This is a genomic window from Candidatus Omnitrophota bacterium (assembly GCA_028716165.1).
Classification (GTDB): domain Bacteria; phylum Omnitrophota; class Gorgyraeia; order JABMRG01; family JABMRG01; genus JAQUQI01.
Genome location: JAQUQI010000006.1, coordinates 57,033 through 81,527 on the forward strand (window position 1 = coordinate 57,033; position 24,495 = coordinate 81,527).

Below are 24,495 nucleotides of genomic sequence, written 5' to 3' on the forward strand. Positions count from 1 at the left end.
GTTGAAGAAATCCGTAAAAGACAACCGGCCCGCGCCTCGCGTAAACCTGGTTTTAATGTTACGTTTGCAAGAAACTACGTCTTAATTTATGGTAACGGCATATCTTGCCTCAAGAAATACCGGCATACAATTATGATTAACAGATTAGATAAAGTCAGACGAGCGATGAAACGCCTCGGCCTGGACGCTTTGCTTGTTTCAAATCCGGCCAATATTTTTTATCTAAGCGGATTTGAAGGATGCGATTCGCTTCTTGTTTTGACTCTTTCCGATTGCTATATTCTTACTGATTTCAGGTATGCGGAAGAGGCTTTCGCCGCTGCAAAAGGCTTTTTGATAATATCAGAGGGCCCGAGTATCTATGAAAAATTCGCTTATGTTATTAAAAAGTCAAAAGCCGGCAGGGTGGGATTTGAACCCCATTATATGCCGGTAAGGGATAGCGAACTGCTTGGCTGTGCTTCCTGCCTTGAGTTGCGCAAGACCTCGTATATTATTGAAAGATTACGGGCGGTTAAAGATGCCCATGAGATAGCGGCTATAAAGCGTTCAGCGTCTATAGCCAGGAAAACGCTTGAATTAATTTCCAGCCAGATAATACCCGGCAGGGGTGAAAGGCAGACGGCGGGACGGGTTAATTATTATATGTCAAGGTTTGGGGCCGATATGCCGTCATTTAACACCATTGTCTTATCTGGGCCAAATTCAAGCCTGCCTCATGGCAGGCCTTCGGACAGGGTGTTTGAGGTATCAGACATGATAATGGTTGACTTTGGCGCTAGGGCGAAAGGCTATAGTTCTGACTTGACAAGAATGTTCTTTGTGGGTAAAATATCCAAATCTGTTAATACTATATATAATATAGTGAAAACAGCCCAGTTAAAGGCCATAGAGAAGATCAGGCCGGGCGTAAAGATATCAGATATTGATAAGGCGGCCAGGTCGTATATCGCCGGTAAGGGTTTTGAAAAATATTTTGGCCACGCAACCGGGCATGGAATAGGCATAGATGTTCACGAATTGCCCCGTATAAGTTCTAAGAATAACTCAAGATTGGCGCAGGGTATGGTATTTTCAATAGAACCGGGCATTTATCTGCCAGGCAGGTTTGGCATCAGGATAGAGGACATGGTCATGGTAACCGGCGCGGGGTGCGAGGTTTTGACGCGATAGGGCTTTAGTTGTTAATATGTAAGAGGAGGTTTTGGCGGGATATGATTGATACGAGTGATTTTAAAAACGGCATAGCGATAATATTAGACGGCGCGCTTTATCAGATTATTGAGTTTCAGCATATAAAACCCGGTAAGGGAGGGGCTTTCGTAAGAACAAGGCTTAAAAACCTGCGCACAAAAGCGGTGCTGGAGAGAACGTTCAGGGCCGGGGAAAAAGTCCAGGACGCCTGGATTACAGCCAAAAAAATACAGTTTACTTATAAAAACGGTAACCTGTATTTTTTTATGGGCAGCGAAGATTACGAAGAGGTCTCTATACCCGGTGAAGTTTTGGGTGATAATAGTAAATTTTTAAAAGAAGGGCTTGAAATTAATTCTTTATGGCATAACGACCAGATTGTTGACGCGATATTGCCTGCCGCGGTTGTATTTAAGATTGAGCATACCGAACCCGGCATAAAAGGCGATACGGCAAAGTCAGCTTTCAAGCCGGCTACTATAGAGACAGGCGCAACGGTCCAGGTGCCTCTTTTTGTCAACCAGGGCGACAGCATAAAAGTAGATACGAGGACAGGCGAGTATCTGGAAAGAGCGTAGCCTTGCCGTGACGTAAAAATTTTACCATGGTTTTAGCGTGATTTTTGCAAACCAGTTAGAAGCCTCTGCCGGTTTTAAAAAAAATCAGGAGATCATATGAATTTAAAAGAAATCAAGGAAATTATAGGCTTGATGGAGGAACACGGCCTGGCCGAAATAGAGATAGAGAAAGGGGATCAAAAGATAAAATTGCGCAAGACCCTTAAGCCTGAATTGTTCATGGCGGCGCAACAAAGCCCTGTGGCAGCGGGTCCCGCCAGGGCCAATGAGCCTTCCGGGCAGGAATATCTTCAGGAAAAAAAGAGCGCAAATGTTATTGAGATAAAGGCCCCGATAGTGGGCACGTTTTACCGCGCCCCGTCGCCTGACGCGGCCCCGTTTGTTGAGGTAGGCCAGGAGATAGAGGTAGGCCAGGTCGTATGCATAATTGAAGCCATGAAGCTTATGAATGAGATAAAGTCCGAAGTAAAAGGCAAGGTGGTGGATGTGCTGGTTGAGAATGCCGATCCGATTGAATTCGGACAGATACTGATGCTGATAGAACCATCTTAAAATTATGTTTTCAAAAATATTGATTGCCAATAGAGGCGAGATCGCCTTACGAATTATACGCGCGTGCAAAGAGCTCGGTATCAGAACGGTTGCCGTTTATTCCGAAGCTGATATTAATTCTCTTCACGTCAAATTCGCGGATGAGGCCATATGTATCGGCAGCGCCGTGTCCTCAAAATCCTATCTGAACATCCCTTCAATAATAAGCGCCGCGGAAATCACGGATGTTGAAGCCATACACCCGGGATATGGATTTTTAGCCGAAAATCCTCATTTTGCCGAGGTGTGTGAATCGTGCCAGATCAAATTTATAGGTCCCAGGCCTGAAAGCATGAAACTTCTCGGAGATAAAATGGCGGCCAAGGTTGCCATGAAAAAGGCGGGCATACCGATTATTCCCGGCAGTAAAGGGGTGGTAAAATCAAAAGATGAAGCGTTGAAAATTGCCAAGGACATGAAATACCCCGTTATAATTAAGGCGAGCGCCGGCGGCGGGGGCAAGGGTATGAGGGTAGCGCACAGCGATATAAGGCTGGCAAGCGCTTTTTTTATGGCCCAGTCGGAAGCGGAGGCCGCGTTCGGGATACCTGATGTTTATATTGAAAAGTGCATAGAAAACCCGAGGCACATAGAATTCCAGATACTTGCTGACGGATACGACCATGTTGTTCATCTCGGTGAAAGGGACTGCACCATACAGAGACGCCATCAAAAGCTTATTGAGGAATCCCCTTCCGCGTCGTTGGACTCTAAATTGAGGAAAAAGATCGGAGACATGGCTGTCAAAGGGGCCAAGTCGGTCGGTTACATGAATGCGGGAACGATGGAATTCCTGCTTGATAAACATGATAATTTTTATTTTATGGAGATGAATGCCCGCATTCAGGTGGAACACCCCGTCACGGAGATGACCACGGGTATAGATCTTATCAAGGAGCAGATAAGGATTGCCGCGGGCGAAAAATTAGGCTACGACCAGTCAGATATAAGGATTGAAGGCCACGCGATAGAGTGCAGAATAAACGCGGAAGACCCTGATAATAATTTTATGCCTTCGCCCGGCAAGATTGAAAGGTTCCACGTTCCCGGCGGAAAAGGGGTCAGGGTAGACAGCCATATATATACGGACTATGTGATACCTCCTTTTTACGATTCCATGATTGCCAAAATAATAGCATACGGCAAGACGCGTAACGATGCCATCTATATAATGCAAAGGGCCCTTGATGAATTTTCCATAGCTCCGTTGAAGACAACCATCCCATTCCATAGAAAGGTAATGTCTGACGATGCCTTTCTCCGGGGAAGGATAGATACGAGCTATGTTGAAAAGCTTTTAGGCGAAAACGAAAGTTAATAACAACGTAAAGCGCGGGCTTGCCAGACTGGGCCTGTATAGCGGTATATTATACCGCGCGCGTTTCAAACGCGGCAGTCCATAAGGACCGGTACCGGACGCAAAAACAAAGGAGCGACGAGAATGAAGAAAGTTGCAATATTAACAGGAGGCGGGGATTGCCCCGGGCTTAACCCTGTTATAAGAGCGGTTGTAAGAAAAGGCTTGCAGTTGGGTTATGATATCTTGGGCGTAAAAAACGGCTGGAAGGGTTTGATTGAAAACAGCACAATATCGCTTGATGCCAATAGCACTTCCGGCATATTACATAGAGGCGGCACGATATTAGGCACGAGCAGGACCAATCCCTACAAAAAACCCGAAGACGTTAAAAAGGTCATAGAAAACTATAAAAAATTAAAACTGGATGCTCTTATTGCCGTGGGCGGAGAAGATACGCTGGGCGTAGCTAATAAGCTCAACAAGGAAGGGCTCAATGTCGTGGGCGTGCCGAAAACAATAGATAATGACTTGAATGCCACTGATTTTACTTTTGGCTTTGACACGGCGATTAATATAGTCACGGAATGTATTGACAGGCTCCATACAACGGCCGAAAGCCATCACAGGATAATTATATGCGAAGTTATGGGCCGTCACGCGGGCTGGATAGCCACGTATTCCGGTATAGCCGGCGGCGCCGATGTTATATTAATACCCGAGAAGCCTATTGATATAAAAGAGGTCTGCGCCATACTTAATGAGCGGCACAAGAAAGGCAAACAGTTCAGTATTGTTGTTGTAGCTGAAGGCGCGCAGTTCAAAGAAGGCGATATGGTGCTTCAGGAAAATGCTCTTGATGCCTTTGGCCATGTCAGGCTTGGCGGTATAGGAAACCAGCTTGCCCAGATGATAGAAAAGCAAACAGGTTTTGAGACAAGAGCCACGGTGCTCGGACACATACAAAGAGGAGGATCCCCAACGGCCATGGACAGGGTCTTAGGAACAAGGTTTGGTGTTATGGCCATGGAGCTTGTCCATAGTAAAAAGTTTGGCAATATGGTCAGTTTGAGCGGAAGCAAAATTGTTGCAGTGCCTTTAAGCAAAGGCGTTGCCGAGCTCAAGACCGTTGATATGGACCTCTATGATGTGGCCAAGGTGTTTTTTGGGTAATACTCACTCTGCCAAACGGTATATTCCGGTTTGGTTTTAAAGAGCAGGTATTGTTTATACGATACAGTTTTGATCCGGCTGAAGCGAATTTTTGTATTGCTCGGGGTCCGGATTGTTAAATATGACAGGAGTTTTGTATGGCTGATTTAATAAAAGAAATTATTAAGGAGTCCATCAGGGTAAAAGAAGCTGTTTTGCAAAAAATGTCAAAACAGATAAAGACGGCCTCCGGTATGATAGCAGTTACCCTTAAGAAGGGCGGCAAGGTTATATTGTTTGGAAACGGAGGCAGTGCCGCTGATTCGCAGCATATTGCCGCGGAATTTGTGGGCCGCTTTAAACTTGAAAGGCAGGGGTTGGCGGCGGTAGCCCTTACCACCAATACATCTATTATCACGTCTATAGCCAATGATTACGGGTATGAGGAAATATTTTCAAGGCAGATGGAGGCGGTGGGCTCTGATGATGATATGGTTATCGGCATATCAACGAGCGGAAATGCCAGAAACGTTATCGCCGGCCTTTTAGAGGCTAAGAAAATGGGGCTTAAGACCATAGCCTTGACGGGCTCTGGAGGCGGGGAGATGGCGACCATTGCCGATCTGGCATTAATAGTGCCTTCCGATAATACTGCCAGGATACAGGAAGCGCATATAGTAATAGGGCATATCATATGCGAACTTGCCGAGCAGAACCTGTTCGGTAAATAAAAAAATTCAGATTTGTCACAAAGCGTGGATGGGCCTTCCGGTATGTCGGATGCAAAGATCAAAAGCGCCGAAAGCTTAAAGGCGATAATAAGGCGGTTAAAACTTCAAGGCAAAAAAACGGCTTTTACGAACGGCTGTTTTGACATATTGCATTATGGGCATATAAAATATCTTGAAGAGGCAAAAAAAAACGCTGATATATTGATAGTTGCCGTAAACGATGACGGCTCGGTAACAAGGTTAAAAGGCCTTGAACGCCCGATATGCCCATTGAAAGAAAGGATGGGTGTTCTGGCTGGTTTGTCAAGCGTGGATTTTGTGACATCTTTCAGCCAGGATACTCCCTGCGACATAATCAAATATTTAAGGCCCGATATCATCTTGAAGGGCGCTGACTATAAGATTAAAGAGATAGCCGGCGCCGGGTTTGTGAAATCCTACGGCGGAAAAGTCCAAAGGATCAGATACCTAAAGGGATGCTCCGCCAGCGGCATAATCAAGCGGATATTGGCCCGTTACGGCAAATTATCGTGATTGATAAAAATGTTTTACGTATTATTGACGCCAATATCAATAGGGCCGCCGAAGGCTTGAGGGTCTGTGAGGACATTATACGTTTTATGTTCAATGACGCGGCCTTAACGAAGGGTTTGAAAAGATTAAGGCACCGCGTATTGGATATAATTAATTCTTCCGGCATATCCAGGTCTTTATTGCATAATTCACGAGATGCCAAGGGTGACTGCGGTAGCGATTTTTCCGTTCTTGAAAACAGACGGTCTTGCGAAGGAGTTTTTTTTGCTAATATGCAAAGGGCCAAGGAGGCATTGCGTGTTCTTGAGGAGTTTTTGAAATTATATAAGACTTCAGCCGGCAGGCGTTTTAAATCCGTCAGATTTGAACTTTACGCCGAAGAAAAGAGATTAACGGAAAAATATTTTAAATGACACAGATTGAGCGCGCGAAAAAGAACCAGATAACAGACCTTGTCAGGTTGGCAGCGAAAAGAGAGGGCGTTTCCGGAAGGTTTATTTCCAGCGGCCTTAAAAATGGCACCATTGTAATGCCGTGCAATAAGAAACGCCGCCTTAAGAGTCCCTGCGCCATAGGCGCAGGACTGCGTACAAAGATAAATGCCAATATAGGGGCCTCTTCCTATGTGGGTTCGGTTAAAGAGGAGCTTAAAAAACTGGATATCTGCCTCAAATACTATGCCGACACTGTAATGGATCTTAGCACAAGCTCCGACCTTCGCAGTATACGAAACGCTATCCTTGCCCGGTCCGCCATACCTGTCGGCACCGTGCCTATTTATGAAACCGCAGTGAACATGAAAGCAAAAGGGCTTAGGTTTTCCGACGCTTCTTTAAGCGATATTCTTGATGCTATAGAATCTCAAGCCAAAGAAGGAGTTGATTTTTTTACCATCCATGCCGGGGTCACAAGGGCTGTGATAAATATCCTGAAAAAAAACAGGCGTATCGCCGGTATTGTCAGCAGGGGCGGCGCTTTGATGGCCGATTGGATGTCAGCGAATAAAAAAGAAAACCCTCTTTATGAGCATTTTGACAGGGTTATAGCGATAGCAAAGGAATTTGATATATGCTTAAGTTTAGGTGACGGACTGCGGCCCGGTTCCGTATGCGACGCCTCCGATAAGGCGCAGATCGCGGAATTGAAAACATTAGGCGCTCTGGCCCGGCAAGCCCTCGCTTGCGGCGTCCAGGTCATGATAGAAGGCCCGGGCCATGTCCCCATTAATCAGATTGAGTTTAACATGAAGATGCAGAAAAGGATATGCAACAATGCGCCGTTTTACGTGCTTGGGCCCCTTGTGACCGACGTATCGCCGGGTTATGACCACATATCATCAGCGATAGGCGCCGCTATGGCAGGTTATTATGGAGCTGATTTTCTTTGCTATGTAACTCCGGCCGAGCATCTAAGTATTCCTACGATTGAGGATGTCAAAGAGGGCCTGATAGCTTATAAGATTGCCGCTCATAGCGCTGATATTGCCAAAGGGGTAAAAGGGGCCATGGAATGGGACAAGGCGATATCTGTTTTCCGCAGGAAGAGAGACTGGAAAAGGCATATAAAATTATCTCTTGATCCCGATAAAGCGGATAAGCTCCATAAGAGGTTTTATACCAGGAAGACGGACTTATGTACTATGTGCGGAGAATATTGCCCGCTTAAGATATTGGAGGATATTTGATGGCTATTGTGGTAATAGGGACAGTAGCTATTGATAATGTCACAACGCCTTATGGCAGGAATAAAAATGCCCCTGGAGGGTCTGCGACTTATTTTTCACTGTCCGCGTCTTATTTTGCGGGAGTGAAACTGGTAGCTGTTGTCGGAGATGATTTCCCCGGTAAATATTTGAATCTTTTCCGAAAAAAGAATATTGATACCGAAGGGTTAGAAGCAATGCCCGGCAAAAGCTTCAGGTGGGAGGGCGCCTATGACAAAGACCTTGATGGAGCAAGGACCATAGCGACCCACTTAAACCTTCTCAATAGTTTTGACCCGAAAATACCCAATTCCTATAAAAATGAAAGCGTTCTTTTTTTGGCAAATATTGATCCGGAACTTCAATTGTCCGTATTGGCACAGACGAAGGCAAGGTTGGTTGCCGCTGATACCATGAATTTTTGGATAAAGAATAAACCTAAAGCCCTGCTGAAAGTTTTGAAGAAGCTTGATATGTTGTTTATCAACGAACACGAGGCGCGCCAGCTTACATTGGAAAACAACTTGCTCAAAGCCGGCCGAAAGATCATTTCATTAGGCGCCGGCAGGGTCATAATAAAAAAGGGCTCTAACGGGTCATTTTTCATATCGGAAAATTGCTCATTTTCATGCCCAGCATTTCCTATGGAAAATGTGATAGATCCAACCGGCGCGGGCGATACATTTGCGGGAGGGGTCCTGGGTTATCTTGCCAGAGAGAACAGGTTTAATGATTCCGCGGTCAAAAGGTCGCTTGCTTACGGCAGTGTCATGGCTTCGTTTGCCGTTGAGGACTATGATGTCAAAAGCCTCGGCAGTCAGGATAAGACGGCAATATCGGCAAGATACAAGTTTTTTATCAAGAGTTGTTCTTTTTAAGAATCCGCTATCTTAGGCGGGGGTAATTCAGTGGTAGAATGCAAGCTTCCCAAGCTTGACGTCGCGGGTTCGAGTCCCGTTCCCCGCTCCATTGATTTTTAGGAGAGAGGTTTTTTAAGGGACTCGAATAGAGCCCTGTAATAAAATGCGACAATAGAAGCATTTTAAGGGCGAATGGCCGACCCGGAACGAACGAAGTGAGTAAAGGGCGCCGAGTCCCGTTCCCCGCTCCATTGATTTTTAGGAGAGAGGTTTTTTAAGCATTCTATTAGTTTATTATGTCGTTTGAAAAATTTATGCTGAATAATATTTCTGCGTTCATATTCATTTCAATATTATGCAGTGGATGCGCTTCAACAAGTTCTTCAGGGCGCACACTGTCTTCTTTGGAATTGTATCCAAGCGGCATATATCATACCGCAGCCAGGAACGAAACATTGTGGAGTATCGCTAAGGCGTATGATGTTGATATAAACTGTATTGTTGATGCCAACGGAATCAATAACCCTTCGCTTATTAGGCAGGGCCAGGATATATTTATACCGGGCGCTAAAAAGCATATTACGGCTTCACCTGTTGTTTCTCCCGGCCGCGTCAGTAAGACGGGTTATGTATGGCCTGTCTATGGCGGCGTGATATCGTATTTTGGCTCAATTGCAAACCATGTGAAGAATAAAGGTATTGATATAGCCGCAGACCATAATAGCCCTGTCGTGGCCTCCCGCGCCGGCAGGGTTGTATTTTCTGACGATAAAGTCAAGGGTATGGGCAAGACGCTTATCATAGACCATGGTGACGGTTACTCCACCCTTTACGCTTACAATACGGAAAATCTTGTATGTTCAGGAGAAAATGTCCGGCAGAGTCAGGTGATAGCCAGGTCCGGATGCTCGGCCAGATCCAGACGACCGAGCCTGCACTTTCAGGTACGCAAAGGCCATGAACCCGTAAACCCTTATTATTATTTGCCATGAAACATTATACCGAACCGGTCATAGGCAGGGAATTTTTCGCCAGAGAAGATATCTTATCCAATCTTGAGAAAAGCGCGCATAATCTTAAGATGGGTTATAGGCAGAATATCTCTATTATTGGCACGAGCCTTATTGGAAAGAGTTCCCTACTGCTCAATTTTTTAAACAGATTAAGTGCTGACAGGGACATATTGCCGGTATACGTTGACCTGCATTCAGGCGGCACGAAGGATTTTATAGCGAATTTTATAAAAAGCGCTTTTTACAACGCGCTTAAAAAACGAGCTGTTATAATTCAGTCCGCGGATATTGACGGCATACTTGCCGCATCCAGATGCGCATTCCCCAAGAGTTGCGACCTGGCGGAGAGGATATTTGCTCTTGCCGGTGAGGGTAATATTGACGACGCTTTTTCGGAGGTATGGGATATCCCGGCTTTTTTATCCGCCGAGTCAGGTTGTTTTATCGTAATAGTCGTGGATGAGTTTGACCGTTTCGCCTATTTCGGAATTGACAGGCCGTATCAAATACTTGGCCGCAAGATAATGGTCCAGCAGAAGACACTTTTTGTGTTTTCAAGTTCAGCCTCCGTCAGCGCCAAAAAGATATTAGATCAAAAACTCTCACTTCTCTTTGGCGGATTTAAGATAATTGACATAGGCCCTTTTAACACGGCCCAGTCCAAAGACTTTATCCTTACCATGACCAAGGGCATAAAGATACCTAAAACCTTAGTGGATTTTATTGTTTTATTTACCGGAGGCCATCCGTTTTATTTAAGCATAATTATTGATAAAATACGTTTTGCCAATACCTGCGGAGCTGGCAGTATAACGGCCAAAACCTTAAGCAGTATTATTTCCGAACAACTTTTTTCCCCGGCCGGACTTTTTAATCAGTTCTTTCATGAGACTGTAAAAAGAGCCGCTCCGGCAGAGTCGGATATCAGCGTCATGGATGTATTAAGGACATTTGTCAAGACCGGATGTTTCTCAGAGATCTTGAACAGAAACACAGTCTCCGCTTCGCAACTCTGCGCTATTGTTGATAATTTTATGGAATTGGGTTTTATGCAGAAAAGCGGCAGTCTCTACGCTATAACAGACCCGATGTTCAGGGTGTGGGTTGAGGTCAAATCAAACCCGCGTAATCTTTGTTTTGATTTTGTGCCCAGACAGGAATGGGACGATTGCCCGGCACAGATTGAAAACAGGATAGCGGTTTTTAGGTCTGAACAACAAAAGAGCATCGGCAGCAGGGTCGTAGAGTTATTGCGCTTATTTGATAATGACCAGTTTTTTATTGACGAGAGAGTTCGTTTATTGCCGAGGATTGAACAGATCGGCCTGAAAAAACGTCAAGGGTATGATATGCTTAAGGCCAGGACCATGAAAAAAGCCTGCGTGTTTGCCTTGTTTTATAAAATAATAGACGAAGAAGCTGTCATGGAAATAGCGCAGACTCTTAGAGAGGACAAAACCGGCAGGCCGAAAGTTGTTTTGATAGCGTATTGGGGCATAGAGCCTGCCGCGCGGCTTTTGGCAAAGCAAAGATTGTTTTGCGTTTGGGACAAACCGGACATCTCCAGGTTATTTAATTTTTATAAAGGTTATAATTATCTTATAGCTTGATACGGGTATTTTTGACACAAGGAAAAGCCGCAGGGATGGACAATTCAGGCATATTGAAAGTAGCGGTATTATCGGATACGCACATGCCGGCGAATGCGCCGGCTTTACCCGCGCCTTTAACCGAGGCGCTTAAAGGCGCTGACTTTATATTGCATGCCGGTGATTTTACAGAGGAATATGTTATCACAGAGCTTGAAAAAATTGCTCCTCTTATCTGCGTAGCCGGTAACATGGATTCGCCCGCGATAAAAAGAAAATATCCTGTAAAAAGAATAGTCAACATAGGCAATTTCAGGCTGGGCCTTATCCACGGCTGCGGGGCCCCCGACAAGGTCATAGATTATGCTATGGAAATATTTAAGGGCGAAAATCTTGACTGCATTGTGCACGGGCACTCGCATATTCCGGCTATTGAAAGTATCGGTAACGCGCTGTATGTATGCCCCGGCAGTCCTACGGATCAGGTATTCGCGCCTTACAATTCATATATCGTGCTTGAGCTCGGAAGCCAGATTAACCCTAAAATAATAAGGCTTTGACATGACCGTAAAAGGCATACCAATAATACTGGTTGAAAAGGAAACTCTTCCCGAAGCGTGGGAAGAGGCTGTTATCAGGACATGGCAGGAGGGCGTTTCCGTCAGGACAGAGTATGATAAGCCGAATGATCCGTTGAGCAGAGATTGCACAATGGTGATTGTCGTCAACGCCCCATTTAAGGAGCCGCGTATACACAGGGCTTTCCCGGGAGGGCTTGACAGCCTTGAAGTCTATCGCCAAGAGGTTGTTTACGGCATACACGACCATTGGATAGCGCCGGAAGAAGGCAAGTGGACATATACCTATCATCAAAGGCTTTTTTCATATAAAAGCGAAAGCGGTTTTATTGATCAAATGGATTATATAGTTGAGAAATTAAGCAAAAACGGCCATTCCCGCAGGGCCCAGGCCATCACATGGGATCCTGAATTGGATGTATCAACAGACGATCCGCCGTGCTTGCAGAGGGTGTGGTTCAGGGTAACGGAAGATAAAGGGGAGCTTCTTCTTAATATGAATACGCATTGGCGTTCAAGGGACGGTTTCAAGGCGGCTTTTATGAATATGTTCGCTTTGACGGACCTGCAAAGGATTATTGCCGAGAAAATATCGGACAAAACCGGTAATAAGATAGGCCTCGGCCGTTACGCGGACATAACCGACAGTTTTCATATTTACGGCAGTTATTATGACAGTTTTGAAGGATTTCTCCAGCTGACGCGAAAACGCGATTTTAGCCAAAGGGTATGGGAGAGCGGTTTTGCCCAGCCTTTTTTTGATGAAGCCCGCGCGAAAATTGAACGTGAAAGAGGTATTACATGAAAAAGATATGGGCCCCGTGGAGAAGCAAGTTTATATGCGCCGGCAGGCAAAAAAAAGCCTGTATCTTCTGCCGCGCGGCGATATCAAAGGATCATAAAAAAAATCTTATTGTGGACAGTTCAAGATATTCTTTCTCCATGCTCAATCTTTATCCCTATAATAATGGCCATATGATGGTTGCCCCAAAATCCCACAAACCAGGTCTTGAACAGCTTTCCCCCGCAGAACTTACGGACATTATGGGATTATTGAAAAAGACAATAGCCCTTCTGCGAAAGACGCTTTTCCCCGAAGGTTTTAATATAGGCATAAATACAGGCAAGGCCGCGGGCGCGGGCTTTCCGGGGCATTTGCACATACACGTAGTGCCGAGGTGGACGGGGGACACGAATTTTATGCCTGTCTCGTCTGATACCAAGGTGATATCCGAATCTCTTGAAGCGCTTTATTGCAGATTGAGGAAGAATGTCAAAAAAAGCTGATATAACGGTTTTATCAGAAAGCCGCCTTGCCCCCTATGCCGCTAGTTACGCGACGAGCAGAGGCAGGCGGCATAAAGAGGACGAGCACAGATACAGGTATTTTTATCAGAGAGACCGCGAACGGATAATACATACCACAGCTTTCAGGCGCCTTGAATATAAAACGCAGGTTTTTGTAAACCATGAGGGCGATTATTACCGCACAAGGCTTACGCATACTATTGAGGTCTCTCAAATAGCCAGGACAATAGCCCGCGCGCTTTCTCTTAATGAAGACCTTACTGAAGCCATCGCTTTAGCCCATGATCTCGGACATACGCCTTTTGGCCATTCGGGCGAGGAGACCTTAGACCGGCTTATGAAAGACTGCGGCGGTTTTGATCACAATATACAGAGCCTAAGGGTGGTTGACGTCCTTGAACAGAGATACCCTGATTTTGAAGGTTTAAACCTTACGTTTGAAGTCCGCGAAGGTATTGTAAGGCATAATAGTTCGTTTGATAATCCGCCGGTGAAAGAAGAGTTCGCCTGTTCGCCCATGCCTACCCTGGAAGCGCAGGTAGTTGATCTGTCTGACGAGATAGCATATTACAGCCACGATATAGATGACGGCCTGCGCAGCAGGATATTGTCCGAACAGGCTATTTCAGAACTGGAGATATGCAAGTCGGTAAACTTTAACGTAAAAGGCCAGGACTCTTACACGCAAAGCGAACAGAAGAGATACCAATTAGCCAAGGGTATTATCAACGCATTCGTGTCTGATCTTGTTGATAACACAAACACCCGCATAAGTAAGTTTAATATATCCACCTACGAAAAGGCCAGGCAGTGCCCTGAAAAGATAGTGCAGTTTTCGGCGCCCATAAACAGGCAAAGGGCCGAGTTGAGGGATTTTCTCTTTGAAAATTTTTACAGGCATTACCGTGTTATGCGCATGGCAAACAAGGCAAAATTTTTTATTGAAAAATTATTTGAGCTTTATTGCGACAATCCGGTACTTCTGCCCGGTATATACGCGAAAAAGGCTATGGATCAGGCCTTACGGCGCGCGGTGATATGCGATTATATAGCCGGCATGACGGACAGATACGCTCTTGACGAGTATAAGAAGCTTTTTCAGCCATATGAGAGGGTGTGATGATAAAAAAGAATATGCGCGATAAAAATACGGGTTTTATGGAAAGCCTGACCCAGAACAGGTCTTTTAAAGAACTACAGTTTTTATTTGACAGATTATTGGCAAGGCCGATGTGGTGGTTTTTAGAAAAGAAGGCCCAGTCTAATATCAAGCCTTTTTTGAGCGCTAAAAGGCCGAAGGAGGCGCAGGATTATCTCCGGTTAGCTGACTACAAGAGCGATATATTACGTGCCATAGCGCGCGCTGCAAGGTCTATGAATGCCGTAAGTTTTGAATTGCCCAAAGACGCCGCTTTTGGTGTTGCCATACCTGTTGTCAGGGGCTCAAAACTCGCGGGGTTTTTTGGTTTGTCCGGCCTCAAGTCACCATTAAGCGATTCATTGCTCGGCTTACTGCTGGCTTATAGCAGGTCAATAACCGGGCTGATAGACAAAGAAGCTGAATTGGCCAGATTATATGAACTTGTAAGGCCAAGGGCCATAGCGCTTTCAACGGTGCATACCATACACAGGCTTATAAGCTCCACGCTTGATATAAAAGAGTTGTTCCCAAAGATTGCGCGATTAAGCCTGCAGATATTAAAAGCAGAAAGAGTGCGGATATGCATTTTGAACCAGGATTCAAAAGAGTTAGAGTGCGTCGCTTCAATAGATTATCGCAAGAGCAATGACCTTTTCAAGCTTAATGCCCATCCGACGCCGATTGAGAGCAGGGTCTTTAAGACAGGCAGGTCTGTCTATAAAAAAAATATCCTGTGCGTTCCTCTTGTTGACGAGGAAATATGCGGTGTCATCGCGGTCAGGGACAAGGCGGACAAGAAAAAATTTTCCATATTTGACCATGAGATCATTACCACGCTTGCCGAGCAGGCGGCGATAGCCATAAGGAATGCCCAATTATATAAAGAACAGGAAGACCTTACTGCCGGAACCATAAAATCACTCGGATATCTTCTGGATGCCAAATTCCCCGGGCTCTATACCCACACGGGCCTTTTTAAAGATCTTATGCTTGAATTAGGCAAGCAGATAGGCCTGGCAAAAAGGGAGTTGAAGATGCTTTATTATTCCGCGCTTTTACCTGACCTTGGAAAGCTTGTCGTGCCTACCGAGATACTGCAAAAGAAGAAGGCCCTTAATAAAGTAGAAAGAAAAATGATCAAAACCCATACTGTCAGGGGCATAGAAGTTCTTAAATATATAGGGGTATTAAAACCGGTTGTGCCTATAATACTGCATCACCATGAAAAATATAATGGGACAGGCTATCCCGATCGGCTTAGGGGCCGGCATATCCCGTTGGGCTCAAGGATCATGGCCGTGGTGGATGCCTTTGAGGCAATGATATGCCACAGGCCGTATCGCGAACCCATGCCGTTCAGGATGGCTGTTTCGGAGATAAGAAGGCAGTCCGGCAGGCAGTTTGATCCGGACATAGTTGATTCTTTCGTAGCTATAGCCAAAGACGGCAGGCTTGAACTTATCGTAAGCAGGTATGCCCAGGAACTCAAACAGGCATTATGATATTAATGAAAAAAACGGCGACCCTTATTGTCGTATTCCTTGCTTTTATCTGCGCCGTATTTGTCTTTAGGTCCGCCTTGTTAAAATATGCCATTGAATCCGCCCTGGCCCGCGGTGGTTGCAGTGCCGTGGTAAAAAAAACCGGTATAAACCCTGATTTAAGCATATGGCTTGAGGGGCTTGATGCGCAGGGCAAAGGCAATATAGGTTTTTATGCCTCCGGCGGGAACATAAAACTGGAATTCAAAGATTTTTGGAAAAAAGGCCTGCGGATTAAATTTGATTTACGCGATGTCAGCATCCCGCGCGACCGCTGCGGGATTATGGGTAAAATCTTAAATGCCGTCTCGCTTCCCGATACCGGCGTGTTGGAATTTTCTTCGGTCAATGGCACGCTATATAAAAGGCCGGGGCGGTTTACGGTAGGCTCGTTTAACGCCGATGGAGAGCTTATCAGGATAAAAGCGGACGGCGTCATGGACGAAAAACTCGCAGACTACAGGATAACACTATTGTTTTCCAGGCTTTTGGTAGCGCGTATCCCTGAAGTGATAAGCAAGGTTTTTTTTAAGCAGTCGGGTGATTGGTTTGAGGCGGATATAGAGATTACCGGCAGCCTTTCAGAACCTGCAATAAATTTCAGAACAGAACTTTTTTCATTAAATGTCCGCTAAAGAGCGTCCGGCTAAAAACAGCTTGGTTTTTTAGCTTGCAATGCTGGATTCTCATGCTATAATAATTTAATTTCAAGATACCGGTTTGTCTATGGATGATAAAAAATTTGTGCAAAAAGAACTTTTTGATGATTTCGTCAGTGAAGGCAAAAAGGCCTCTTTAAAGGGGTTTTTTGGAAAAAAACCCAAATTTTCAATCAATCTCTGCCTTGAACATATCACCTTTGTTTTTATAGGGTTTATCGTATTATCGGCAATCGTCTTTTCAATAGGGGTTGAGAAGGGCAAATCGTTATCGCCTCTGGGAGCGGTGGATACCCAGCTTTTACCGTCTTCTGGCGGCAAAGTTCAATTTGAGGAAAATGCCGTTTCCGGCGAGCCTGTTCCGCCGCGCTTAAAGATACGTGAAGATGCCTCCGCCTTGTCCGGGCCTGCCGTGCCCGAAGATGTCTTTTTGTTTACTGTCCAGATAGCTTCATACGCCAGAGAAGACACCGCCGTTAAACAAGTAGGCATACTGAAGGCCAGGGGCAATGAGGCCTTTGTGCTAAAAAAAGGGGATTACTATATAGTTTGTGTCGGCAGATTTAAGAATAAACAGGACGCGGATGCGCGGGTAAAAACAATGCGCAAAGTATACGCCGACTGCATATCAAGAAAGATATGACCTTTTAAGCAATGAGGTCCGCCTGTTTTTTTGATGATACCGTAAACACAGTTTATCAGGTCAAACGACAGCTCCGGCTGTTATATTCAGGAGGAAAAAATGTCAGTTCACCCGAGCTTTAAAAGCGGTAAAAACAAGCAGCAAAAGAGTGTGCTAAAAAGGCTGGCAAGGATACTTGTCCTTAAAAAAGAAGACAAATGGCATGAGGATAAAGATTCGGTTTTTGGCCTGCCTAAGGTTAAAGTAGTCAAGATGAAAATAAAGAAAGAAAAGAAAGAAGCCGCCGAAGGCGAGGCCGCCTCTGCCGCCGCCCCGGGCGCGGCGCAAACGGCTCCTGCCAAAGCCGCCGATAGCAAGGCAAAAGAACCTGCGGCAAAAGGCAAAGACAAAAAATAATTGCCAACAAGAAGGCCGGGCTCAATGATTACATATGAAGATTTTAGCAAAATTGAACTTAAAATCGCAAAGATAATAGATGCCAGAGAACATCCGTCCGCCGACAGGTTGTACATCCTTGATATTGACCTAGGCGGGGAAAAGAGGCAGATCGTCGCGGGCATAAGGAACCATTACGCCATCCAGGAGCTTATAGGCAAGAATATAGCAGTAGTTTGTAATCTTCAGCCGGCGCTTATACGGGGTATTGAGTCAAACGGCATGCTCTTGGCGGCGTCAAGCGGGAATGAATTATCAATATTGACAATTGAAAAAGACCTGCCCGCGGGAGCTATGATCAGGTAGGTGATATGGTTTTTTATATTGTTCTGCAATTTATTACCCTCATGTTCGCTATTACCGTGCATGAATTCGCGCATGGATGGACCGCGTATAAATTAGGCGACCCTACGGCCAAATATATGGGCAGGCTTACGTTAAATCCCATAGCCCATATTGATCCTGTCGGGACCATATTACTGCCCCTTATGCTTTTTTTCCTGCGGCTTCCCCCGATCGGATGGGCCAAGCCTGTGCCGGTAAATTTTATGAGCCTCAATAACCCCAAAAGAGATATGTTTTGGGTTGGGATATCGGGGCCCGCGGCTAATTTTACCGTGGCGTGCGCGCTTATCGCGCTGCTTAAAATTTTTCCGGTTTTGTCGTCTACAGTTGCCGGCCAGGTAATACTGTTGGCGGCGATAATAAATTGTTTCCTGTGCGCGTTTAATCTTTTGCCTATTCCGCCCCTTGACGGCTCCCGAATCATAAGTTCTATCCTGCCATACAGATATCTTGCCTTGTACGACCGCCTTCAGCCCTATGGTTTTTTGCTGGTTATACTCGTAATCTGGAGCGGTATGTTCAGAAAGATTTTTTACGGTATAATTCTTTTCATGGTCAGGTTTCTTGATATTCCCATATCCATGTTTTAATAAAATATCAATTTTCATCTTATTTTTAAAAACACCCCTGCCCCGTTAAAATGGTTTCAAGCCGGGCCGCAAAAAAGTGATGCCGCACGTGTTTGCCTGTCCAGCCGTATGCCTCGCGACGGCAAAAGCTGTCTTTCCGGCGCCTTTTAATGTCTTCGCAAATGTTCTTAGGGTGTTGACAGTTTTCATATTTACTGTTATACTCAAACAAAATCAGAGGATTGGTTTTATGACAAGGATAAAGGTTGACCTCGGCCCAAGAAGTTATTTTATCCGTATCGGCGCGGGCATTTTGGCGGATGCCGGAAATATTATGCGCGCGATAAACGGTTATGACAGCTGTTTTATTGTTACCAACAAAAGGGTAAGGTCTTTTTACGGGGCCTTGCTGAAGAGAGCGCTTGAAAAGTCAGGCTTGAGATTTATTTTTTTTGATATCGCTGATTCGGAGTCGGCCAAGTCGCAGGCAAGCTGGATTAAAATAATCAGGGCGCTGGCGGACTTTGACAAGGCAAGAGGTTCTTGCATCGTGGCCTCGCTGGGCGGGGGCGTTGCAGGCGACCTTAGCGGTTTTGCGGCTTCAACCTACCGGCGCGGAATCGGTTTTGCGCAAATTCCGACCACTCTTCTCGCCCAGGTTGACGCGGCTATAGGCGGTAAGACCGCCATAGATACGGATTTTGCCAAAAACTTGATAGGCGTCTTCCATCAGCCCGCGGTTGTTATAAGCGATATCAGCGTTTTGAGAAGCCTGCCCGCGCGCCAGATAATAAACGGCCTTTCGGAGGTTATAAAGTACGCGGTAATATTTGACCAGCGGCTGTTCCGGTATCTTGAAAAAAACTTGAAGGGCATACTGGCCCTTGACATGAAACATCTTGAATATATAGTAATGCGCTGCAGCAAGCTCAAGGCCGGGGTTGTCAGCCTTGATGAACGCGAAAAGAACGGTTACCGCAGTCTGTTAAATTTCGGCCACACTATAGGCCATGCCGTAGAGGCGGCGGCAGGCTATGATAATTCAATCAATCATGGAGAGGCTGTCGCGATAGGCATGCTTGCGGCGTTTTCAATATCGGTTTCACTCGGCATGGCAGATAAATCCTCCTATGACAGGTTAAGGGGTATATTATCCCGCGCCGGCCTGCCGGTCAGGATAAAGGGTGTGAAGGCGCAAGCTATATTGTCCGCGGCGCTGTATGACAAAAAAACTATAAAAGGCAAAAAGCGCTGGATACTGCCTGCAAGAATAGGCCACGCGGTTGTTTGCCATGATGTGCCCGAAGATATAATTAACCGGTCTGTCCTGGGGCTATATTAAACCCGGCAATCTCCAAAAATAAACGGAGATTGCGTTTGTTTTACCGGTATTTTGGGACAGCCTGCCGGTAAACGGTAAGGAGTTTTATATGCATATAAGATCATATCAGGCGCCGGATTCGCCGGACATAAAAACGCTTATAAGTTCTGTCATGAAAAAGGAATACCCGGGGGATGAGAAGGCATATGAGTATGGCGATCTGGAAAACATTGCCCATGCATACGGGAACCTGAAAGAGAAATTTCTCGTGATGGAAGAAGGCGGTCAGATCATAGGCACTGTCGGGATAAAACAAGACAGCGAAACGACGGCCCTCTTGAGGAGGCTGTTCGTGCACCCCAGCCATAGAGGCAGGAATATCGGCCTTATGCTTGTTGATACGGCTTTGGATTTTTGTAAGATGAATAAGTACAAGCTTGTCGTTTTCAGGGCGACTGCCGGTATGGCCTCTGCCATAAAACTTTTGACAAAAAAGAAAAATTTTGTGGAAAGCGAACGGCTGATGTTGAACGATATTGAGATAGTAATGCTTCATTATAAAATATGCTGATAGGATATAAATAATTTAGATGGCCAAGCATACCGCGCAATTGAGAGTTCGCTATAAAGAGACAGACCGGATGGGCGTTGCCTATTACTCTAATTATTTCGTTTGGTTTGAAGTTGCCAGGACGGAGCTGTTAAGAAAAGCGGGCTGTCCTTATACGCGCATAGAGAGCGATATGGGTTTGAGGCTTATGGTTGTCCGCGCCCAGTGCTGTTATAGGATGCCCGCGCGTTATGATGACCTTTTGGACATTGACTGTTTTATACCTGAAGTGGGAAATACCAGCGTGACATTTGCCTGCAATATTTTTCGCGGCGATGATTTGCTTGCCGAGGGCAGTACTGTTCATGTGTGCACGGATGTTTTAGGTAAGCCCAGACGTATCCCGCAGGCCTTGAAAGATGCTTTGGCATAAAGGGTTTTTTTAGGTAATTTAAGCGGCGGCCTATGAAAAATGCGTTTTCTCCAAGCGCAGAAGGTCCGAGAGCAGGCCTAAAAAAACTTAGCTTAATCAGATAAGGATCTTGCAAGAGGTTTGTTATGATCGCGGCATTACCGGTAGATTATTTTTTTAGTTTATTATTCAGGCAGGCGTGACAATGCCCGCCGCGGCAGAGAGATCTTGTATTTTTTTTAGCGTAAGGCAGTTTTTTAAATTTGGCTACCAGCATTCTACCCTTATATCCTTATCGGGACTATTGATGCAATAGGAAAGGATAAGGCGCTTGTTGTCAAAGAAACCCGCGAGAGGAGAAAGAAGCGTATATGCAGTATAAAAATGCCAAAAAAGAGGTCTGCCGTTTATTGAAGAACATGTCGGCAGCTATTGTAGAAAAATGGTCCGAATCGGTATTCAATGTTCCGGGTTTCTTAAGGGACAAGGACATGATTACAAAAAAGGCCCACACCGAAGGCATGCGTGTGTTTTTTAAAAACCTTATCAGCGATATTATGAACCCCAAACTAAAAAGATGCGAATATGTTTTTAAAAGGCTCATACTCAAGGATTATCTTAGCGCCTCAAACGCCGCTGATGTCATACAAGCGCTCATGCTCCTGCGTTCCATGCTCCTTGACCTGGTTTCATCACATTGCGGTGATGACATTGAAAAACTAAAAACAGCTAATAAGATAATTATAGAAGCTATGGGTAATAATATCGTCTGCGTTTCCGACATTTATAAAAAGAGGGATTTTGCCAGGCTTCAGACCATAATGATGTACGGTAAGAAGATGATAAGGATGCAGGATATTGATGAATTGTGCGAGCTTATATTAAAAGCGGCTGTTATGGAAAGCGGTTCGGACAGGGCCTCGCTTATGCTGGTAGAGAAAGACGATTATATGCGTATTAAAAGTTCTGTTGGCATACCCAGGAATATAGCGGCCAAGGCAAGGGTCAGGATAGGCTCTGGCATCTCGGGTATGGTCGCTAAGACAGGAGAGCCTATTATTATAAATAAAGGCCACGAAATACCAAAAGGTGTTAAAAGGTATATGCGCGGGTTGAAATTAAGGTCCGCGTTAAGCGTGCCTATCATGTCTAACGGGTTTTTGCTGGGTGTTTTAAACCTGGGTAAGTATAAAAACAAGCATCTCTTTGATAAGGATGATGCCGGGCTTCTTATGATACTTGCCCACGAAGCCGGTACGGCAATCAGCAATTGCAGGCTTTTCCAGGAGATGCATGAATTATACGAGGGGAGTATATTTTCGCTCGCGGCCGCGATTGACGCCAGAGACCATTATACCCATGGACATTCAAGCAGGGTTACCGATATCGCCGTTGAAATAGGCAAGAAGTTAAAACTGCCGGAAGACACGCTTAAGAAGATCAGGCTTGCCAGCATGCTTCATGATATAGGAAAAATCGGTATCCCTGACAGCGTGTTGCTTAAGCCCTCAAGGCTTACGAGCCAGGAGTTTGATATTATTAAAAAGCATCCTATCTACGCGGTAAACATACTTAAGCATTTGCCCAGGCTCAAAGACGTGGTTCCTATAGTATACCATGAGCATGAACGTTTTGACGGTCAGGGTTATGTCTCACGCCTTAAGGGTGATGCTATTCCCATTGAATCAAGAGTGATTGCCGTGGCTGACGCCTTTGAGGCAATGACATCAAACAGGCCTTACAGGAAATCCATGTTCAGGCAAAAAGCTATTGATGAGATCAGGCGCAATGCCGGCACCCAGTTTGATCCTGTTGTTGCCCGGGCATTTTTGAAAATAATGAAACAGTAAAATTTGTTCTGTCAGGCGGCCCGGTTAACTCTAAAACCGCCTAAAGGATGTTTATGGATATGGAACGCATAGAACCGACATTACTTTTTTCCATCCTTTGCGATGATGTAAGGCGTGAAGATAACGGCAAATTCATGCTGCTTGGGCTTTTTGAGACCATAGCCTCAAGCGTTTTTCCCGCCACACATCCCAGGCTTTTCGTTATGAACTGCTGGTGCAGCGGTACGGGAAAGTTTAGACAAAGAACAAGGTTGATACGCCCTGATAATACGAGGCTTATTGAGGATAAAGAGACTGAATTCTGCCTGGCTGATCTGAAATCCAAGCACCGGATAGTCGCGCAGTTTAATAATATATGCTTTGACCGGCCGGGAGAGTATGCTGTTGAGGTATTATTGGATGGAGAGCTAAAGGTCAGATACCCTTTGGTTGTTGATAGTCCCGCCGCGCAAAAGACCTAAGGCGTGTTTTTGCATTAGAGGGCATATGGACAGAAGAGACAGGCGGTATTTAAAGAGGCTGGCGGTCAACATAAATATTAAAGTATATAGGCTTGACAAAAAAACCAAGCATACCGTAAGCGCTTATCTTCTTGACACTAAAAACATGACAAGGGAGGGGGTCTTTTTGCGTGGTAATATCACGTTCCCTCTCGGCACCAGACTTCGCCTTGAGTTTGGGCTTCCAGGCAGTAATACGCCTGTTGTCGTTGATGCTAAAGTCGCCTGGAGGGCCAAACCGTCACAGCAGGGATATTATCCGGGCATGGGCGTATCTATTGTCAGCATCAGGAGAGGCGATAGTAAGAGATTGCGGGATTTTCTGCGCGCCAGATTACGTAATTACCGGCACGCTGTCAAGCTCAAGAAAATGTATATACAGCTTAAGGAGATGGAGGCCAGGTTATATGAGCTGGAAAGGTCTCATATGCAGGCGGAATACTTCAGAAAGGTTATTGAGCACGCCATCGCCCAAATAGACAATATTGCTCATCTTATTGATAAAGAGGTTTGGGAGGTAAAAAGTTTATAGGCCATGGGTAACATCAAGCCTGTTTTGCCTGTAAAGCTGGTTGTCGGCATCTTGTCTGCTCACGATGCTTCATTCTGCCTTGCCGAAAAACAGCTTATCAGGTTTTTTGGTAAGATTGACTACAGGACCGGCCCGATGGATTTTAACTTTACGGATTATTATACTAATGAGATGGGCCATGGTTTACGCAGGTTTTTTTTAAGTTTCAAGAGGCTTATACAGCCCGGCCAGCTCGCCGGTATAAAAGTAATTACAAATAAACTGGAAAGACGGCTGGCAAAGAAGGCGCTTGTATTAAAACGCACAGTGAACATAGATCCAGGTTATATAACCGATGCCAAGCTTGTGCTTGCCTCTACAAAGGATTACAGCCATCGTATATATCTTTCGTCAGGCATATATGCGGAAACCACGCTTTCTTACCAAAAACATTCTTTTCGGCCGCGTACGTGGACATATCCTGATTATGCCTGTTCGGAATATGTAAGCGTATTTAATCATATACGGGATATATTTATGAGCCAGAGGCCCGGACAAAGCGCATGAATATGAACGGAAGAAGTATTTATTATCACGTGCCTGTTCACAGTCTTATAAAAGATATAAGGTATTATCTGGATTTAGGCGTCAATTTTGAAATCTATATAAATTCAGATTTTATTGATAACCACAACCAGGATAGCATAGAGCTGATAAACAGGGAATTCGCAAAGGTCAAGGCCGCAAAAAGGATACACGGGCCCTTTCTTGACCTTGCCCCGGCAAGTTCTGATACGCGTATCCGTAATCTGTCAAAACAGCGTATGCTTTCCGGCCTGCGTGTATGTAAAGCGCTGGGATGCGACAATATTGTATTGCACAGCCACTATG

The 24,495-nt window shown here is 45.3% G+C and carries 30 protein-coding genes and 1 tRNA gene; all 31 read left to right on the plus strand.

Going from position 1 to position 24,495, the window contains the following annotated elements; all coding sequences use genetic code 11:
• The first annotated feature begins 132 nt into the window (after window positions 1-132).
• On the plus strand, window positions 133-1,173 hold the full coding sequence (locus PHV77_04335) for a Xaa-Pro peptidase family protein (GenBank protein ID MDD5504526.1): 1,041 nt from the start codon (window positions 133-135) through the stop codon (window positions 1,171-1,173).
• A 41-nt stretch (window positions 1,174-1,214) separates the two neighbouring features.
• Window positions 1,215-1,772, plus strand: a complete 558-nt coding sequence (efp, locus tag PHV77_04340) for an elongation factor P (protein MDD5504527.1) — start codon at window positions 1,215-1,217, stop codon at window positions 1,770-1,772.
• Between the two features lie 96 nt (window positions 1,773-1,868).
• On the plus strand, window positions 1,869-2,324 hold the full coding sequence (gene accB, locus PHV77_04345) for an acetyl-CoA carboxylase biotin carboxyl carrier protein (GenBank protein ID MDD5504528.1): 456 nt from the start codon (window positions 1,869-1,871) through the stop codon (window positions 2,322-2,324).
• A 4-nt stretch (window positions 2,325-2,328) separates the two neighbouring features.
• Window positions 2,329-3,681: an acetyl-CoA carboxylase biotin carboxylase subunit gene (accC, locus tag PHV77_04350; GenBank protein MDD5504529.1), complete on the plus strand. Its 1,353-nt coding sequence runs from the start codon at window positions 2,329-2,331 to the stop codon at window positions 3,679-3,681.
• A 123-nt stretch (window positions 3,682-3,804) separates the two neighbouring features.
• A complete protein-coding gene (locus PHV77_04355; protein MDD5504530.1) occupies window positions 3,805-4,833 on the plus strand; it encodes a 6-phosphofructokinase in 1,029 nt (342 codons plus the stop codon).
• Window positions 4,834-4,970: 137 nt separating this feature from the next.
• Window positions 4,971-5,543, plus strand: coding sequence for a D-sedoheptulose 7-phosphate isomerase (locus PHV77_04360; GenBank protein MDD5504531.1), 573 nt, complete (start codon window positions 4,971-4,973; stop codon window positions 5,541-5,543).
• A 42-nt stretch (window positions 5,544-5,585) separates the two neighbouring features.
• Window positions 5,586-6,077: a D-glycero-beta-D-manno-heptose 1-phosphate adenylyltransferase gene (gene rfaE2 / locus PHV77_04365; protein ID MDD5504532.1), complete on the plus strand. Its 492-nt coding sequence runs from the start codon at window positions 5,586-5,588 to the stop codon at window positions 6,075-6,077.
• Entirely contained in the window at window positions 6,074-6,490 is a 417-nt protein-coding gene (locus PHV77_04370) for a thiamine-phosphate pyrophosphorylase (GenBank protein MDD5504533.1), read from the plus strand. The genes rfaE2 and PHV77_04370 overlap by 4 nt, the downstream gene beginning before the upstream one ends.
• Window positions 6,487-7,761 carry a phosphomethylpyrimidine synthase ThiC gene (gene thiC / locus PHV77_04375; protein MDD5504534.1) on the plus strand — a complete coding sequence of 425 codons (1,275 nt, stop codon included), beginning with the start codon at window positions 6,487-6,489 and terminating at the stop codon, window positions 7,759-7,761. Before PHV77_04370 ends, thiC begins: the two co-directional genes overlap by 4 nt.
• Window positions 7,761-8,657, plus strand: coding sequence for a PfkB family carbohydrate kinase (locus tag PHV77_04380; GenBank protein MDD5504535.1), 897 nt, complete (start codon window positions 7,761-7,763; stop codon window positions 8,655-8,657). The genes thiC and PHV77_04380 overlap by 1 nt, the downstream gene beginning before the upstream one ends.
• Window positions 8,658-8,673: 16 nt before the next feature.
• Window positions 8,674-8,748 (plus strand) — tRNA-Gly (locus PHV77_04385).
• A 187-nt stretch (window positions 8,749-8,935) separates the two neighbouring features.
• Window positions 8,936-9,631: a LysM peptidoglycan-binding domain-containing M23 family metallopeptidase gene (locus PHV77_04390; GenBank protein MDD5504536.1), complete on the plus strand. Its 696-nt coding sequence runs from the start codon at window positions 8,936-8,938 to the stop codon at window positions 9,629-9,631.
• Window positions 9,628-11,262, plus strand: a complete 1,635-nt coding sequence (locus PHV77_04395; protein MDD5504537.1) for an ATP-binding protein — start codon at window positions 9,628-9,630, stop codon at window positions 11,260-11,262. Before PHV77_04390 ends, PHV77_04395 begins: the two co-directional genes overlap by 4 nt.
• 35 nt (window positions 11,263-11,297) lie before the next feature.
• Window positions 11,298-11,801 (plus strand): YfcE family phosphodiesterase, encoded by a 504-nt coding sequence (locus PHV77_04400; protein MDD5504538.1) that lies wholly within the window; start codon window positions 11,298-11,300, stop codon window positions 11,799-11,801.
• Window position 11,802: 1 nt separating this feature from the next.
• Window positions 11,803-12,624 (plus strand): thymidylate synthase, encoded by an 822-nt coding sequence (locus PHV77_04405; protein MDD5504539.1) that lies wholly within the window; start codon window positions 11,803-11,805, stop codon window positions 12,622-12,624.
• Entirely contained in the window at window positions 12,621-13,106 is a 486-nt protein-coding gene (locus PHV77_04410; protein ID MDD5504540.1) for an HIT domain-containing protein, read from the plus strand. The genes PHV77_04405 and PHV77_04410 overlap by 4 nt, the downstream gene beginning before the upstream one ends.
• Window positions 13,090-14,247 (plus strand): deoxyguanosinetriphosphate triphosphohydrolase, encoded by a 1,158-nt coding sequence (locus PHV77_04415; GenBank protein MDD5504541.1) that lies wholly within the window; start codon window positions 13,090-13,092, stop codon window positions 14,245-14,247. Before PHV77_04410 ends, PHV77_04415 begins: the two co-directional genes overlap by 17 nt.
• Complete coding sequence (locus PHV77_04420; protein ID MDD5504542.1) at window positions 14,247-15,770, plus strand: HD domain-containing protein; 1,524 nt, start codon at window positions 14,247-14,249, stop codon at window positions 15,768-15,770. Before PHV77_04415 ends, PHV77_04420 begins: the two co-directional genes overlap by 1 nt.
• Before the next feature lie 5 nt (window positions 15,771-15,775).
• Entirely contained in the window at window positions 15,776-16,444 is a 669-nt protein-coding gene (locus tag PHV77_04425) for a hypothetical protein (protein MDD5504543.1), read from the plus strand.
• Window positions 16,445-16,535: 91 nt separating this feature from the next.
• Window positions 16,536-17,111, plus strand: a complete 576-nt coding sequence (locus PHV77_04430) for an SPOR domain-containing protein (protein ID MDD5504544.1) — start codon at window positions 16,536-16,538, stop codon at window positions 17,109-17,111.
• A gap of 99 nt (window positions 17,112-17,210) precedes the next feature.
• Window positions 17,211-17,507 (plus strand): small basic protein, encoded by a 297-nt coding sequence (locus PHV77_04435; GenBank protein ID MDD5504545.1) that lies wholly within the window; start codon window positions 17,211-17,213, stop codon window positions 17,505-17,507.
• 24 nt (window positions 17,508-17,531) lie between these two features.
• On the plus strand, window positions 17,532-17,852 hold the full coding sequence (gene metG / locus PHV77_04440; GenBank protein MDD5504546.1) for a methionine--tRNA ligase subunit beta: 321 nt from the start codon (window positions 17,532-17,534) through the stop codon (window positions 17,850-17,852).
• Between the two features lie 5 nt (window positions 17,853-17,857).
• Window positions 17,858-18,481 (plus strand): site-2 protease family protein, encoded by a 624-nt coding sequence (locus PHV77_04445; protein ID MDD5504547.1) that lies wholly within the window; start codon window positions 17,858-17,860, stop codon window positions 18,479-18,481.
• Window positions 18,482-18,710: 229 nt separating this feature from the next.
• Window positions 18,711-19,802, plus strand: a complete 1,092-nt coding sequence (gene aroB / locus PHV77_04450) for a 3-dehydroquinate synthase (protein ID MDD5504548.1) — start codon at window positions 18,711-18,713, stop codon at window positions 19,800-19,802.
• An 88-nt stretch (window positions 19,803-19,890) separates the two neighbouring features.
• On the plus strand, window positions 19,891-20,352 hold the full coding sequence (locus PHV77_04455) for a GNAT family N-acetyltransferase (GenBank protein MDD5504549.1): 462 nt from the start codon (window positions 19,891-19,893) through the stop codon (window positions 20,350-20,352).
• Window positions 20,353-20,371: 19 nt separating this feature from the next.
• Complete coding sequence (locus PHV77_04460) at window positions 20,372-20,764, plus strand: thioesterase family protein (protein MDD5504550.1); 393 nt, start codon at window positions 20,372-20,374, stop codon at window positions 20,762-20,764.
• A gap of 350 nt (window positions 20,765-21,114) precedes the next feature.
• Complete coding sequence (locus PHV77_04465) at window positions 21,115-22,593, plus strand: GAF domain-containing protein (protein MDD5504551.1); 1,479 nt, start codon at window positions 21,115-21,117, stop codon at window positions 22,591-22,593.
• A 59-nt stretch (window positions 22,594-22,652) separates the two neighbouring features.
• Window positions 22,653-23,054: a hypothetical protein gene (locus PHV77_04470; GenBank protein ID MDD5504552.1), complete on the plus strand. Its 402-nt coding sequence runs from the start codon at window positions 22,653-22,655 to the stop codon at window positions 23,052-23,054.
• A gap of 25 nt (window positions 23,055-23,079) precedes the next feature.
• Window positions 23,080-23,625, plus strand: coding sequence for a hypothetical protein (locus PHV77_04475; GenBank protein ID MDD5504553.1), 546 nt, complete (start codon window positions 23,080-23,082; stop codon window positions 23,623-23,625).
• Window positions 23,626-23,628: 3 nt separating this feature from the next.
• Window positions 23,629-24,171: a DUF4416 family protein gene (locus PHV77_04480; GenBank protein ID MDD5504554.1), complete on the plus strand. Its 543-nt coding sequence runs from the start codon at window positions 23,629-23,631 to the stop codon at window positions 24,169-24,171.
• A gap of 2 nt (window positions 24,172-24,173) precedes the next feature.
• Window positions 24,174-24,495, plus strand: a 322-nt coding sequence (locus PHV77_04485) for a hypothetical protein (protein ID MDD5504555.1), incomplete at its 3' end; no start/stop codon positions are given.

Coding starts and splice junctions, on each gene's coding strand:
- PHV77_04425 (MDD5504543.1), top strand. CDS start 15,776: ATGAAAAAAACGGCGACCCTTATTGTCGTATTCCTTGCTTTTATCTGC.
- PHV77_04390 (MDD5504536.1), top strand. CDS start 8,936: ATGTCGTTTGAAAAATTTATGCTGAATAATATTTCTGCGTTCATATTC.
- PHV77_04475 (MDD5504553.1), top strand. CDS start 23,080: ATGGACAGAAGAGACAGGCGGTATTTAAAGAGGCTGGCGGTCAACATA.
- PHV77_04420 (MDD5504542.1), top strand. CDS start 14,247: ATGATAAAAAAGAATATGCGCGATAAAAATACGGGTTTTATGGAAAGC.
- PHV77_04415 (MDD5504541.1), top strand. CDS start 13,090: ATGTCAAAAAAAGCTGATATAACGGTTTTATCAGAAAGCCGCCTTGCC.
- PHV77_04465 (MDD5504551.1), top strand. CDS start 21,115: ATGCAGTATAAAAATGCCAAAAAAGAGGTCTGCCGTTTATTGAAGAAC.
- PHV77_04380 (MDD5504535.1), top strand. CDS start 7,761: ATGGCTATTGTGGTAATAGGGACAGTAGCTATTGATAATGTCACAACG.
- PHV77_04470 (MDD5504552.1), top strand. CDS start 22,653: ATGGAACGCATAGAACCGACATTACTTTTTTCCATCCTTTGCGATGAT.
- PHV77_04445 (MDD5504547.1), top strand. CDS start 17,858: ATGGTTTTTTATATTGTTCTGCAATTTATTACCCTCATGTTCGCTATT.
- accC (MDD5504529.1), top strand. CDS start 2,329: ATGTTTTCAAAAATATTGATTGCCAATAGAGGCGAGATCGCCTTACGA.
- PHV77_04400 (MDD5504538.1), top strand. CDS start 11,298: ATGGACAATTCAGGCATATTGAAAGTAGCGGTATTATCGGATACGCAC.
- PHV77_04410 (MDD5504540.1), top strand. CDS start 12,621: ATGAAAAAGATATGGGCCCCGTGGAGAAGCAAGTTTATATGCGCCGGC.
- PHV77_04335 (MDD5504526.1), top strand. CDS start 133: ATGATTAACAGATTAGATAAAGTCAGACGAGCGATGAAACGCCTCGGC.
- PHV77_04460 (MDD5504550.1), top strand. CDS start 20,372: ATGGCCAAGCATACCGCGCAATTGAGAGTTCGCTATAAAGAGACAGAC.
- PHV77_04430 (MDD5504544.1), top strand. CDS start 16,536: ATGGATGATAAAAAATTTGTGCAAAAAGAACTTTTTGATGATTTCGTC.
- accB (MDD5504528.1), top strand. CDS start 1,869: ATGAATTTAAAAGAAATCAAGGAAATTATAGGCTTGATGGAGGAACAC.
- metG (MDD5504546.1), top strand. CDS start 17,532: ATGATTACATATGAAGATTTTAGCAAAATTGAACTTAAAATCGCAAAG.
- PHV77_04395 (MDD5504537.1), top strand. CDS start 9,628: ATGAAACATTATACCGAACCGGTCATAGGCAGGGAATTTTTCGCCAGA.
- aroB (MDD5504548.1), top strand. CDS start 18,711: ATGACAAGGATAAAGGTTGACCTCGGCCCAAGAAGTTATTTTATCCGT.
- PHV77_04435 (MDD5504545.1), top strand. CDS start 17,211: ATGTCAGTTCACCCGAGCTTTAAAAGCGGTAAAAACAAGCAGCAAAAG.
- PHV77_04360 (MDD5504531.1), top strand. CDS start 4,971: ATGGCTGATTTAATAAAAGAAATTATTAAGGAGTCCATCAGGGTAAAA.
- PHV77_04455 (MDD5504549.1), top strand. CDS start 19,891: ATGCATATAAGATCATATCAGGCGCCGGATTCGCCGGACATAAAAACG.
- PHV77_04480 (MDD5504554.1), top strand. CDS start 23,629: ATGGGTAACATCAAGCCTGTTTTGCCTGTAAAGCTGGTTGTCGGCATC.
- PHV77_04405 (MDD5504539.1), top strand. CDS start 11,803: ATGACCGTAAAAGGCATACCAATAATACTGGTTGAAAAGGAAACTCTT.
- efp (MDD5504527.1), top strand. CDS start 1,215: ATGATTGATACGAGTGATTTTAAAAACGGCATAGCGATAATATTAGAC.
- PHV77_04355 (MDD5504530.1), top strand. CDS start 3,805: ATGAAGAAAGTTGCAATATTAACAGGAGGCGGGGATTGCCCCGGGCTT.
- rfaE2 (MDD5504532.1), top strand. CDS start 5,586: ATGTCGGATGCAAAGATCAAAAGCGCCGAAAGCTTAAAGGCGATAATA.
- thiC (MDD5504534.1), top strand. CDS start 6,487: ATGACACAGATTGAGCGCGCGAAAAAGAACCAGATAACAGACCTTGTC.